Source organism: Streptococcus anginosus subsp. whileyi MAS624, assembly GCF_000478925.1.
GTDB classification, from domain to species: domain Bacteria; phylum Bacillota; class Bacilli; order Lactobacillales; family Streptococcaceae; genus Streptococcus; species Streptococcus whileyi.
In genome coordinates this window covers 1,569,037-1,582,331 of record NZ_AP013072.1, presented here as the reverse complement: position 1 = coordinate 1,582,331, position 13,295 = coordinate 1,569,037, and the positions used below count along the sequence as shown (strand labels likewise).

At 39.4% G+C, this 13,295-nt stretch carries 9 protein-coding genes; 4 read left to right on the top strand and 5 right to left on the bottom strand.

What is annotated here, in order from left to right; all coding sequences use genetic code 11:
- Positions 1 to 116 precede the first annotated feature (116 nt).
- Together ANG_RS07950 and alaS are read left to right on the top strand one after the other, a co-directional pair.
- Positions 117 to 686, top strand: a complete 570-nt coding sequence (locus ANG_RS07950) for an LURP-one-related/scramblase family protein (RefSeq protein ID WP_080553209.1) — start codon at positions 117 to 119, stop codon at positions 684 to 686.
- A 54-nt stretch (positions 687 to 740) separates the two neighbouring features.
- Entirely contained in the window at positions 741 to 3,359 is a 2,619-nt protein-coding gene (gene alaS / locus ANG_RS07945; protein ID WP_025271891.1) for an alanine--tRNA ligase, read from the top strand.
- Between the two features lie 62 nt (positions 3,360 to 3,421).
- Here the strand turns inward: alaS and gggC are convergent, their stop codons facing one another.
- The 5 genes from gggC to ANG_RS07920 form a co-directional block, all read right to left on the bottom strand.
- On the bottom strand, positions 3,422 to 4,960 hold the full coding sequence (gene gggC / locus ANG_RS07940; protein ID WP_003037399.1) for a streptosactin export ABC transporter GggC: 1,539 nt from the start codon (positions 4,958 to 4,960) through the stop codon (positions 3,422 to 3,424).
- Positions 4,961 to 5,021: 61 nt separating this feature from the next.
- Positions 5,022 to 6,260 carry an aminoacyltransferase gene (locus ANG_RS07935; RefSeq protein WP_003037301.1) on the bottom strand — a complete coding sequence of 413 codons (1,239 nt, stop codon included), beginning with the start codon at positions 6,258 to 6,260 and terminating at the stop codon, positions 5,022 to 5,024.
- 12 nt (positions 6,261 to 6,272) lie between these two features.
- The gene (locus tag ANG_RS07930; RefSeq protein ID WP_025271890.1) at positions 6,273 to 7,487 is read right to left on the bottom strand and encodes an aminoacyltransferase; all 1,215 of its coding nucleotides are present in this window, start codon (positions 7,485 to 7,487) and stop codon (positions 6,273 to 6,275) included.
- Positions 7,487 to 8,296 carry a sugar-phosphatase gene (gene yidA, locus ANG_RS07925; protein ID WP_003037458.1) on the bottom strand — a complete coding sequence of 270 codons (810 nt, stop codon included), beginning with the start codon at positions 8,294 to 8,296 and terminating at the stop codon, positions 7,487 to 7,489. The genes ANG_RS07930 and yidA overlap by 1 nt, the downstream gene beginning before the upstream one ends.
- Complete coding sequence (locus tag ANG_RS07920; protein WP_003037357.1) at positions 8,286 to 9,605, bottom strand: HD domain-containing protein; 1,320 nt, start codon at positions 9,603 to 9,605, stop codon at positions 8,286 to 8,288. The genes yidA and ANG_RS07920 overlap by 11 nt, the downstream gene beginning before the upstream one ends.
- Before the next feature lie 208 nt (positions 9,606 to 9,813).
- On the opposite strand from ANG_RS07920, the gene ANG_RS07915 reads away from it, so the two are divergent.
- Together ANG_RS07915 and ANG_RS07910 are read left to right on the top strand one after the other, a co-directional pair.
- Positions 9,814 to 10,200 carry a YwiB family protein gene (locus ANG_RS07915; RefSeq protein WP_003037213.1) on the top strand — a complete coding sequence of 129 codons (387 nt, stop codon included), beginning with the start codon at positions 9,814 to 9,816 and terminating at the stop codon, positions 10,198 to 10,200.
- 372 nt (positions 10,201 to 10,572) lie between these two features.
- Positions 10,573 to 13,266 (top strand): cation-translocating P-type ATPase, encoded by a 2,694-nt coding sequence (locus ANG_RS07910; protein WP_020999521.1) that lies wholly within the window; start codon positions 10,573 to 10,575, stop codon positions 13,264 to 13,266.
- Positions 13,267 to 13,295: the final 29 nt, after the last annotated feature.

Sequence of the window (13,295 nt, the reverse complement as noted above, 5' to 3'; positions counted from 1 at the left end):
GAGTATAATAGGACTATTGAGAATTGATTTTTGACCTCTTAGCCCAGAGAATTGGCGGTGCTGCAAGCCATGTAAGAACGAGAATCATGCTACTCAAAGAAAAAATTGCATACATAATGAGAATGACAAGTTCATTGAATGAAGGTGGTACCGCGGTTTTTCGCCCTTCGTCTAGTGGACTTGTCTTTTTGCGAGGAACCGTTATGAAGACCTATCTTGTAAAACAAAAATTTCGCTTTGGTGGTGAGAAATTTGACATCAAAGATGATCGTGGGAACATTGATTATCAAGTGGAGGGGAGCTTTTTAAAAATTCCCAAAACTTTTACGATTTATGATGACAAGGGTGAAGTGGTCAGCCAAATTCAAAAGACTGTGCTAACAGTCTTACCTCAATTTGAAATTCAATTGCGCAATGGTTCGAGTTTTTATATCCGTAAAAAATTCACTTTTTTACGAGATAAATATGAATTTGACAACTTAGGTCTGCGCATCGAGGGGAATATCTGGGATTTGGAATTTCGTCTGCTGGATGCGCAGGGACAAGTGATTGCAGAGATTTCAAAAGAACTCTTGCACCTGATGTCCACTTATCAAGTTGTAGTTTATGAAGATGCCTATGCGGATTTAGTGATTTCATTGTGTGTGGCTATTGACTATGTAGAAGCTCTTGAAAGTAGTTCTTAAAACTCACATGGGCAATAGAAAAATCAGTTAGAGAAATGTTTTAAGGAGAAGAAAATGAAACAATTATCAAGTGCTCAAGTACGCCAAATGTGGCTAGATTTTTGGGCCTCAAAAGGTCATGCTGTCGAACCGTCTGTTAGTCTAGTACCAGTCAATGACCCGACCCTACTCTGGATTAACTCTGGCGTAGCAACATTAAAGAAATATTTCGACGGGACCATTATTCCAGAAAATCCACGGATTACCAATGCGCAGAAAGCGATTCGGACGAATGACATTGAAAATGTCGGAAAAACAGCACGTCATCATACCATGTTTGAAATGCTGGGGAATTTTTCTATTGGTGATTATTTCCGTGATGAAGCGATTGAATGGGCTTTTGAGCTCCTGACTAGTCCTGAGTGGTTTGATTTTCCAAAAGACAAGCTCTACATGACTTACTATCCAGATGATCATGATTCTTATAATCGTTGGATTTCAGTTGGTGTCGATCCAAGTCATTTGATTCCAATTGAAGACAATTTCTGGGAAATTGGTGCAGGACCTTCTGGACCAGATACAGAAATCTTCTTTGACCGTGGGGAAGCATTTGACCCTGAACATCAAGGAATTCGTTTGCTTGCAGAAGATATTGAAAATGATCGTTATATTGAAATTTGGAATATTGTTTTGTCCCAATTCAATGCTGATCCAGCTGTTCCAAGAAGTGAATACAAGGAGCTGCCTCACAAAAATATTGATACGGGTGCAGGTCTAGAGCGTCTTGTAGCTGTTATTCAAGGGGCAAAGACCAACTTTGAAACAGACCTTTTCATGCCGATTATTCGTGAAGTAGAGAAGTTATCTGGTAAGAATTACAATCCAGATGGTGACAATATGAGCTTCAAGGTCATTGCAGACCATATCCGCTCTCTGTCATTTGCTATTGGCGATGGTGCGCTTCCAGGAAATGAAGGACGTGGCTATGTTCTGCGTCGCTTGCTCCGTCGTGCTTCGATGCATGGTCAAAAATTAGGAATCAATGAGCCTTTCCTTTACAAACTTGTTCCAACTGTCGGAAAAATTATGGAAAGCTATTATCCAGAAGTGCTTGAAAAGCAAGATTTTATCGAAAAAATCATTAAAAGTGAAGAAGAATCCTTTGCTCGCACGCTTCATTCAGGTCAACACTTTGCACAAAGCATTGTAGAAGAGTTAAAGGCAAAAGGACAGTCTGTTATTTCAGGAACGGATGTCTTTAAACTGTACGACACCTATGGTTTCCCAGTAGAATTGACCGAAGAAATTGCTGAAGAAGCTGGTATGACAGTAGACCGCGAAGGCTTTGAAGCTGCTATGAAAGAGCAACAAGAACGCGCACGGGCTAGCGTTGTCAAAGGTGGCTCTATGGGCATGCAAAATGAAACGCTGCAAAATATCACGGTTGAAAGTCATTTTAACTACGAAAAAGAAACCTTATCTGCGAAGTTGGTTGCAATTGTAGCAGATGATAAAGAAGTAGAAGAAGTGGCTTCTGGTAAAGCTTACCTCGTTTTTGCAGAAACGCCATTTTATGCTGAAATGGGCGGACAAGTAGCAGACCACGGACAAATCTTTGACCTTGCAGGCAATCTCGTTGCACAAGTCGTAGATGTTCAAAAAGCGCCGAATGGACAACCGCTCCATACGGTAGAAGTGGTGTCACCACTCACGCTAAACCAAGAATATAAGCTTGAAATTGACCACAATCGTCGTCACCGTGTTATGAAGAATCACACAGCAACACACTTGCTTCATGCGGCTCTTCACAATGTTTTAGGCAAACACGCAACGCAAGCGGGCTCTCTCAATGAAGTAGAATTTCTTCGTTTTGACTTCACTCATTTCCAAGCAGTTACAGCAGAAGAGCTACGTCGCATTGAGCAAGAAGTTAATGAAAAAATTTGGGAAGCGATTGACATCAAAACGATTGAAACAGACATTGATACGGCTAAAGAAATGGGTGCGATGGCTCTCTTTGGAGAAAAATACGGAAAAGAAGTTCGTGTGGTGACAATTGGAGATTACTCTATTGAGTTGTGTGGCGGTACTCACATGAAAAATACTTCTGAAATTGGTCTTTTCAAGATTATCAAAGAAGAGGGAATTGGCTCAGGAACTCGTCGCATTCTTGCGGTAACCAGCAAAGAAGCATTTGAAGCTTACCGTGAGGAAGAAGATGCTTTGAAAGCTATTGCAACGACATTGAAAGTTCCACAAATGAAAGAAGTTTCTCGTAAAGTTGAAGCCCTGCAAGAACAACTTCGTCAATTGCAAAAAGAAAATGCTGAGCTGAAAGAAAAAGCAGCTGCCGCAGCTTCAGGTGAAATTTTCAAGAACGTTCACGAAGTTAACGGATGTAGCTTTATTGCCAGTCAAGTTTCTGTATCTGATGCTGGAGCCCTTCGTACGTTTGCCGATACTTGGAAACAAAAAGACTATTCAGATGTTCTTGTCCTTGTGGCAGCTATTGGTGAGAAAGTCAATGTCCTTGTAGCTAGCAAGACAAAGGAGATTCATGCTGGTAACTTAATTAAAGAATTAGCACCAATTGTAGATGGTCGTGGTGGCGGTAAACCAGATATGGCTATGGCTGGCGGAAGCAACCAAGCAGCTATTCAAGAGTTACTAAAAGCCGTGCCAGAAAAATTGTAATGAAAAAGCAATAGCAAAAGATCGCAGGGATAAATCCTTGCGATTTTTTACTATTTTTAAATTTATAATTCAATCACTTTATCATAGCGCTTTAGAGTTTTATCTGAGTAATGATGAATGACTTCGATAACCGTTTGTGGAAGTGAAAATAAGACATCTTCTATTTCCTTTGCTGTTCGACTATCTAGATTTGATTTTACTTCATCTGCTAAAATAAAGTCTTTCTCATGATAAAGACTTCTAGCGATTTCTAATCGTTGTTTTTCGCCGCCGGATAAGGTTTGATTGCTGATTTGTTTTTTATCTTTTAGATAGAGAAGATGTACCTTGATTAAAATCTCTTTCACCTTTTCAGAATGAAGGGGCTCACCTAAACTGATATTGTCATAAAAAGAAAGGTTATCAAAATAATGACTTTCTTGTAAAATGTAAGACCCGATTTGTTGTCTTGCTTCAGGGTTCAAATCTTTTCCATTAAAGGTAATTTGTCCAGAATCGGGTTTTAAAAAGCCAAATAGTAAATTTAATAAAGTCGTTTTTCCACTGCCGCTTTCACCGATAATAGCAATTTTTTCTCCAGAATGAATGGTGAAAGAAAAATCAGAGAGGATGACTTTCCCTTGATGACTGAAAGAAACCCGTTCAAATTGGATTGGAAAACAATTCTTGATAAGTACTTTTTCCTCACTGTTCTTACTTTCAGCTAAAAATTGGTATTTATCACAGAGATTCTTACTGGATTTTTGTGTATTGATGAAATAAGATAGCTCTTGAAATTGATAGCCGATATTGTAAGAGACAAGATAAATTGCTACAAAGCTAGCTGGAGTCAGCTTGCCATAATAAGTCATAAAGCCACCAATAATAATGGGAAAAACGGAGCAAAACACATCAATGGTATTGATTAGAATATTGTTTATCGTTCTTTGTTTTTCAAACTGAACATTCTGCTCCATATTCTTAAATAATTTCTTTTGAAAAATCGTGTAAAAGAAAGTCTGGCTATGATAGTTTTTGATCACTCTAGAACCAGCTATAAAACTAGACAGCAGGGAGATGTAATCTTGATTGACTGTTGATTTTTTCTCAGATAGCCGATCTAGTTTTTTGGAGCCAATTCCACTGCATAGAGCTGGAATGGCATAGAAAATGATGAAAATGGCTCCTAGCCAGAAGTTTGTCAATAAAGCATAAACGATAGAGACGCAGGTGAAACCAAGAGAACCAATGATAATCAAAGTGGATTCTACATAATTTTCTTCTATCTGTTTCACATCATTTTCTAAATCGGAAAGAATGTCTTTATCTGACAGTTGATTGTCATAAAGAAAAGCCGCAAACATCTTTCCTTTTAGCTTCTTATTAAAATCAGCAATGACCTTAGCATAGTAATAACGTTTTCCTGCTAAACCTAAGAGAATCAGGATATTTCCCAAAATTCCTAGTAGCAAGGTCTGCCAGAGAATCATTAAATTTTTCGCTTGAAAACTATCAATAATCATCCGAACGAGGGTAGGATTTAAGACCGACTCAACCCATGTCAGCACGATAAACAGAAAGTAGATGACTAATAGCTTTTTTGAGATAAAGTGTTTAAGCATATCTGATAATCCTTATCTAAAATACTATATTAAAAAACTCTCAAACAACTTTTTGAGAGTTTTAAGAGCGTCTTAAAAGTTGTTTAAGAAGACGAAGAAGTTTAAACTTAAGTGGTTGTGGATAATAGCGGAAGGTGCCCATTTTACGAACGATGTAGCCATTGAAATTTTGCTTAAAGCGGAGCACGCCGTCTGAACCGTCGAAAATTCCGGTGATACCAAGAAAATTGTAAAAAGGGATATTTCGCTTGATAGCTTCTTTCATGACGTATTCTTGGAGAAGTGCTGGGGCATAGAATTTGTTAAATTCAGGATAGGAACCACTAAATAGGTAAGTCGCTTCCTGTGGTGTATAGATAAAGAGGCTGCCTGCAAGAACTTGGTCTTCGGTTCCATATTTATCTATTAATCCTTGCGCTTCGGCTTTGCGTGTTTCAAAACTTTCAAATTGGCTAGAGAATTCACGCAGTTGATTGTGCTTCTTCTCTGACTGAGGATTTTTTTCTAAATCCGCTTCTAATTTTTTGATCTTTTGTTCTAGTTTTTTTTGATCATTTTGCAGATGTTGCAAATAATCTTGAAAATTAAGCGTTGCAATCATGAAGTCCGCTTGATTGCCAAAAGCATCATAGAAATCTTGATAATAATCTAATACTTTATCGCTATATTCACGACGTTCGGATGTGGCAGAAGTGATTTCTTTGAAAATATTTAATTCATCTCGCTTCAATTTTTTTAATTGAATGCCGAAAGTATTGGCTTTTTTTACAGTCGATTTACCATTTTTGCTGAAGGATTTGAGCAGATCTTTTTCAGTTAGTTCAGTCAGGTCTTTGACATAGTGCCAATCAGGTTCGCCGCCTGGATAACCTGTCTGCAAGCCATCAAATTCATAACCTAAGTCTGTCAACTCTTTTATCAATTCTGTTTTTTCGGGCGAGGTCGGCTGACCATTGCTGTCAAATGTTTGATAAGTTTCATAAGGTTTGACAATTAGCTCTAAAGCACCATTTTCTTTGGCGTAGGTCTTGAGTTCACGGTAAAAAGCTTGTAGGTCGTGAGGATTTGTTGAAACAGGACCGCAATTGATTTCCATGTGCAGTCCGCCTGTCATGGGCATACTGTAGAGCACAGCTGAAACAGTCACTTCGTCATGCTCATTTGTGTATCCTACATATTGACAAGTAAAGCCACGTTTTGATAAGAGCTTCTCCATTTCTACCGTCTGCATAAAAGAACGTTGAGCGCAAGAAGCGCTGTGTTTTACAAATTCTTCCTGACGAAGTTGTTTGAGTGTCATGCGATTCCTTTCTTAGTGTTTGCTGCGGTATTTCTTTCTCAAAGTATAAGCAAGGTTAGAGAGATGATAGAGTGGATTGGTTGGCAAGTTAAACTCGCCGACAAATTCTTCAATGGTTGGATTGAACTTGGACTTGAAGTGGTAAAGCCCGCCGTCTAAATCATTTTCAACACCGCCCATATTTTGCCAATTAGCTCCGCGTTCAAAAGCGTGTTTAGCGGTTTCGTACCAAGTCAGGATAGCTGGTTGGTAGCGGCGGTATTCTTCGTCCATCCCAGCATAGATATTTTCAGAGGTAGTTCCATATTCAAGAACCAAAGTTCCAGATAGAGGCACTGTTATGGCTCCTTGAGTCATTTTTTCTGCTAAGAAGTCCATTTCTTCTTGCAGTCGTTTTTGTTCCTGCTTGTTGTTTTCAATTTTACCGGGCTTGGTTTTTTCAGTAAATTTGCTAGCTTCTTTTTCAGCTTTAGATTTTTGTACTTGGAGACTTTCTAGACGCTCGTTTAAATTAATACTTGCAAGTGTGATATAGGAATGCTCAGGGTAGGTATCCAGCAGTTTTTGATAATAATCTTGACCACGCAGATGGATACTTTTTCGATTTTCTGTTTTTTTCATCAAAGCAGAGAAACCGTCCAAAAGCTCTGAACCACCAAACTGGACTTGAATACCTTTGTTGCGAGCAGTGCGAATGGCTTGTCGTGTGCTTTTCGATAAAAGTTCTTCGCTGAAATTATCCTTGTAAATATTCGCTTGAAAACGCGGTTGAATCGTTTCGTCTAATGATTCTGTCCGCCCTACCCAGATAGCACCCGCTTTCTGGAGATTTTGAATCACGTCAAGCGTTTCCTGCTGTTCTTTTCTGTCTTCTCTGATTTGAGCCTGCACGAGGAAGAGACTCGGATCAAATTTGATAAAAAGAGCTTTTTTAGTTTTAGCGAATTTTTTCAAGGAAGTCAGGACAAATTGTAGTAATTCTTGATTCTGATAATCCATAATAGGACCGCGAGGAATATAAAGCATGGTCATGCCGAGCGGCAAAGGCTTGATGAGAATGCTGGCCGAGGCTACTAATTGATTATTTTTGTAAAAACCAATTCGTTCATTGTCCCAATTATCTTTGACCTTTGCCCAAGAAGCGCTTTGAAGCAAGTTGGTTTGAGAACTTGCCTTAACAAAATCATCGTGTTCTTGAGCAGAAATTCCAATCTTATAAGTGTACATCAGTTTAAAACCCACTCTCTAATAGCGTGTGCAACGCCAGATTCATCGTTTGATTTGGTGATATACTTGGCAATTTTCTTCAACGCGTCAGTCCCATTTTCCATTACAACAGGATTTCCCACGACTTCTAGCATTGCACGGTCGTTTTCTTCGTCCCCGATAGCCATAGTCTCCTCTTTTGTCAATCCTAATTTTTCTGCTAGATGCACGACTGCAGCCCCTTTATTGACGGATTTTTTGACAATTTCTAAGTAAAAAGGTGCAGATTTTACGAGTGTATACTTGTCGTACAATTCTTTTGGAAGTTTGGCGATTGCTTGATCCAAAATTTCTGGTTCGTCAATATACATGATTTTGACGATTTCTTTATCTACCATTTCTTCTGGAGTGCGGTAGTAGACTGGCATATTGACCAGTCCGGCTTCGTAAACGGTATATTTTCCAATGTTACGGTTAGCAGTATAAATACCGTCCTTGGTGATAGCGTGCATGTGAACCCCTAATTTGCGACTGAGACATTCAATATCCAAATAATCATCGTAGGTTAGAGTTTCTTTGATATATTCTTCCCCTGTAACTGTATCTTGAACCAGCCCGCCATTGAAGGTAATGACATAATTACCTGGCTCGTTTAGGTGTAACTCTTCAAGCAAATTTCTCACTCCTGGAATGGGGCGTCCGGTTGCAATGACAATCTTTACTCCAGCAGCTTTGGCATCTTGTACAGCAGAAAAAACTTCTGGTGTGACTTCTCTTTTGGTGTTTAATAAGGTTCCGTCAATATCAACGGCAACTAGTTTAATACTCATGTCCGTGTGCTTCTCCATATATAAATTGGTCGTTTTTGATATACGACAAGAAAGTTTTACTATTTTCACTAAAAAGTCCAGCTTCTTTCAGCATTTCTTTTGGGAAATAGAAACGGTTGTCGCCGTGCCTTGTGCCTGCTAATGTTTCGACGATAGGGGATAAAGTGGACAACTCCGCGAGACTGCCATCCTTTTGGATAATTTCAATCTGAGTGCGTGGTTTTTCGACATCTGGACGATAAAAATCATAAGGTAGATCAAAATTGCGGTGAATAGCGGTATAGTAGTCAGGATCAAAACCGACTTCTGCAACCAAATCCCGCATAACATTCAGATTTTTTTCATTTTCCTTTGAAAAAATAATGGATTTAAAGACCTTACGGTTGATGAAACGCTGTGCTAAATCCGATAAAATCGTATCAGGACTACTCATCCAGACTTGAAAATAAGTGTTCATAACCCCATCATCCAAAGCAAGATAATCTTTCAAAGTTACTCTTTTTTCAAAGAAAGGAATAAGGTTAGGAGAAGAAAGCGCAAAATAGTCTTTCTGCTTTTCATAGAGAAATTTTGCTCGCTTGAGCAAATTCTGTAAGAGTACCTCCATCGCACGACTAGCAGGATGAAAATAAACTTGCATATACATTTGATAACGACTGACGACATAATCTTCTACAGCATGCATGCCGTTGCGCTTAAAAGCAATGCCATTTTCGACAGGGCAAATAACACGTAAAATTCGTGTCAAATCAAATCGCCCATAAGAAGCACCTGTGTAGTAAGAGTCTCGCAAGAGGTAATCCATACGATCCACATCAATCTGACTGGAAATGAGTTGCACCACCTGTTTGTTTGGATAGGTGTGGTTGATAACGCTGGCTACTTTTTCCGGAAAATCAGGCGAAACTTGAACCAGCACTTGGTTAATCTCTGTTTCAGGGTTTGTGATAATCTGGCGTGTAATTTCCTCGTGGTCAGTCTCGAATAAGCGCTCAAAGGTATGTGAATAAGCGCCGTGACCGACATCGTGTAAGAGGGCTGTTGCCATGACAAGTAAGTTTTCATGACGATCCCAAACCTCTGGATATTTTTCGTCAAAGATTTTTGTAATTTGTCTTGAAATTTCATATGCTCCGAGGCAATGCGAAAAACGGCTGTGCTCGCCTCCGTGAAAAGTATAGCCGGAAGTTCCTAACTGTTTAATGCGGCGCAGTCGTTGAAATTCTTTGGTGTTTATTAAATCATAGATGACTTGGTGATCCACATGAATGTAATTGTGGACGGGATCACGAAATACTTTTTCAATCATGGCTCTATTATACCACATCTCGTCTAGCAGTCCAAATAACAAAGTAATCTATAACCTCTGAAAATAGCGATTCAAACTTGCTAGTTTAATTCAAAAATTATCCCATTCAGAACTATGGCAAAATAAAAGTATAAGAAAAAATGGGAGAAAAATTTTTGATTTTCTGCTAAAATAAAAAAAGAAATAGGAAGACGAGGAAATTTAAAGAGTGAAAATTAGAATCCAAAATCGAATTCAAATGGATGAGCAAGTAGAGCAAATTGACCAAAGTTACGCTGTAGATTGGACTCAAAAGGGCGCTTATCATTATTTATTGTTTAAAAATGAAGAAGGAGAGAAGGTTGTGCTGAAGTTTCATGATGAAGAACTAGTCATGACACGCTTCTCCACCCCTAAATCCTTGATGCGGTTTATCAAAGGAGGAGAAGCCTTGATTGGCATTCCCACACCGGTCGGCATACAGCAATTTATCACAAAAACAAGTCATTACCAGGTTGATTTGAAAAAGCAGACACTTGAACTGCATTATCAATTGAGAACACCTGATGGCGGTCGAGCTTTTGCGGATTATCAAATGGAAATTTCGTGGAGGTAGAAAGTGATGGGAAGAATCCTTTTTAGTTTAGTAATAGCGGCTATTTTTATTCTCAGCAGATTTATTTGGTTTTTTATAACAAGACAAAGCTTAATATGTTCTTTGACCTAACAGGGACACTTGTCATAGCGATTATTTTATTTATTGTGTCTTGTTATCTATTTGGTAAAATAGATAGAAATTGAACTTTTTTTGCTTGAAAAAATTGAAGAATTTGATATAATAAAAACACTCAAGGGAGTAGCTAGCGGGATATCCGTTACAAGGTCGTCAATACGAAAGCAATTTCCGGCCTTGTATGAAACAGCGAGACTTGTTGCAATAAACAGGTCTCTTTTTGTTTGTCAAAAAGGGATTAAAGGAGGAAATAGTTTGTCAAAAGAACAAAAACGCCAAGCGTTTTATACGCAAGGTTCGGAGGAAGTTTTAAAGGATTTGAAAACTTCTGAGCAAGGTTTATCAAGCAATGAAGCCGCTAAGCGTTTAGATGAATACGGACGCAATGAACTGGATGAGGGAGAGAAAAAATCCCTTCTGATGAAATTCGTTGAGCAATTTAAGGATTTGATGATTCTTATTTTGCTGATTGCGGCTATTCTTTCGGTTGTGACTTCAGGTGGTGAAGATATTGCAGATGCGATTATTATCCTAGCTGTGGTCATTATTAATGCCATTTTTGGAGTTTACCAAGAAGGTAAGGCAGAAGAAGCAATTGAAGCACTCAAATCTATGTCTAGCCCAGCTGCGCGTGCGCTGCGTGACGGGCATGTGACAGAAGTAGACTCAAAAGAATTGGTCCCTGGAGACATCGTTATGCTGGAAGCAGGTGATGTGGTACCTGCTGACATGCGTCTTTTAGAAGCAAATTCTTTAAAAATTGAAGAAGCGGCTCTGACTGGCGAATCCGTTCCAGTTGAAAAACATCTGACTGTTGATGTAGCTGCTGATGCAGGTATTGGCGACCGTATCAATATGGCATTCCAAAATTCAAACGTTACGTATGGACGTGGAATGGGTGTCGTTGTCAATACAGGTATGTTTACAGAAGTCGGTCGTATTGCTGGTATGCTCCAAAATGCTGATGAAACAGATACTCCACTCAAGCAAAATCTAAATGGTCTGTCAAAAGTGCTGACCTATGCGATTTTAATTATTGCAGCAATCACTTTTGTGGTCGGCGTATTCGTTCAAGGAAAAGATCCGCTGGGCGAATTGATGACATCAGTCGCACTTGCTGTAGCAGCAATTCCAGAAGGACTTCCTGCTATTGTGACCATTGTCTTGGCACTTGGCACACAAGTTTTGGCGAAGAGAAATTCCATTGTCAGAAAGCTTCCTGCAGTTGAGACGCTTGGCTCTACTGAAATTATTGCTTCTGATAAGACGGGAACCTTGACCATGAACAAGATGACGGTTGAAAAAGTCTTTTATGACGGCAGTTTGCATGAAGCAAAACAAGCTATTGACCTCGGACTCGACTTGCCATTGCTACGCTCGGTTGTCCTTGCTAATGATACTAAAATCGATCAAGACGGAAAACTCATTGGTGACCCAACAGAAACAGCTTTTGTTCAGTATGCACTTGATAAAGGGTATGATGTCAAGGCCTTTTTGCAACAGTATCCTCGTGTAGCAGAGTTGCCGTTCGATTCTGAACGTAAGCTTATGTCAACCATTCATCCTTTGCCAGATGGTAAATTCTTGGTTGCTGTAAAAGGTGCGCCAGATCAACTTTTAAAACGTTGTGTGGCTCGTGACAAGGCAGGCGATATTGCGCCGATTGATGAAGCAACGACTCAGTTAATTAAGGAAAATAATTCAGGTATGGCTCATCAGGCCTTGCGTGTTTTAGCTGGTGCCTACAAAATTATTGATGAAATTCCAGAAAACTTAACGTCTGAAAATCTTGAAAATGATTTAATTTTCACAGGTATGATTGGAATGATTGACCCTGAGCGACCAGAAGCTGCTGAAGCTGTTCGAGTGGCTAAAGAAGCCGGTATTCGTCCAATTATGATTACAGGTGACCACCAAGACACAGCGGAAGCGATTGCTAAGCGTTTAGGCATTATCAATGATGATAGTAAAGACCATGTTATGACTGGTGCTGAGCTTAACGAATTGTCAGACGAAGAGTTTGAAAAAGTTGTTGGTCAATATTCTGTCTATGCGCGTGTATCTCCTGAGCATAAGGTGCGAATTGTCAAAGCATGGCAACATCAAGGCAAGGTTGTTGCTATGACAGGTGACGGTGTAAATGATGCACCAGCCTTGAAGACAGCCGACATCGGTATCGGAATGGGGATTACAGGGACAGAAGTTTCGAAAGGTGCTTCTGACATGATTCTGGCTGATGATAATTTTGCAACGATTATCGTGGCTGTTGAGGAAGGACGGAAAGTCTTCTCTAACATTCAAAAGACCATTCAATATTTGCTTTCAGCCAATACAGCAGAAGTGTTGACGATTTTCCTTGCAACTCTTTTTGGCTGGGATGTGCTGCAGCCGGTTCATCTTCTCTGGATTAACCTTGTGACAGATACTTTTCCAGCTATTGCACTAGGGGTTGAGCCAGCTGAGCCGGGTGTGATGACTCACAAACCGCGTGGTCGTAAGTCTAGCTTTTTCTCAGGTGGTGTCATGAGTTCGATTATTTATCAAGGGCTTTTGCAAGGTGCTTTGGTACTCGGTGTTTATGCTTATGCTTTGATGAATCCAGTTCATGTTGGTGACATGAGAGCTATTCATGCGGATGCGTTGACCATGTCCTTTGCAACGCTTGGACTAATCCAGCTTTTCCATGCCTTTAATGTAAAATCTGTTTATCAATCACTTCTAACAGTTGGGCCATTCAAATCTAAAACTTTCAACTGGTCTATTCTTGTTTCATTCATTTTATTGGCTTCTACCATTTTGGTTGAGCCACTAGAAGGAATTTTCCATGTAACAAAATTAGACCTCTCACAATGGGCAGCCGTTCTCATTGGAAGTTTCTCCATGATTATCATCGTAGAAATTGTTAAATTTGTTCAACGCAAACTTGGCTTTGATCAGAATGCTATTTAAGAAAGAAAAAGTCATCTTTGGATGACTTT

Coding starts and splice junctions, on each gene's coding strand:
- ANG_RS07935 (WP_003037301.1), bottom strand. CDS start 6,260: ATGACACTCAAACAACTTCGTCAGGAAGAATTTGTAAAACACAGCGCT.
- gggC (WP_003037399.1), bottom strand. CDS start 4,960: ATGCTTAAACACTTTATCTCAAAAAAGCTATTAGTCATCTACTTTCTG.
- ANG_RS07950 (WP_080553209.1), top strand. CDS start 117: ATGAGAATGACAAGTTCATTGAATGAAGGTGGTACCGCGGTTTTTCGC.
- ANG_RS07920 (WP_003037357.1), bottom strand. CDS start 9,605: ATGATTGAAAAAGTATTTCGTGATCCCGTCCACAATTACATTCATGTG.
- yidA (WP_003037458.1), bottom strand. CDS start 8,296: ATGAGTATTAAACTAGTTGCCGTTGATATTGACGGAACCTTATTAAAC.
- alaS (WP_025271891.1), top strand. CDS start 741: ATGAAACAATTATCAAGTGCTCAAGTACGCCAAATGTGGCTAGATTTT.
- ANG_RS07930 (WP_025271890.1), bottom strand. CDS start 7,487: ATGTACACTTATAAGATTGGAATTTCTGCTCAAGAACACGATGATTTT.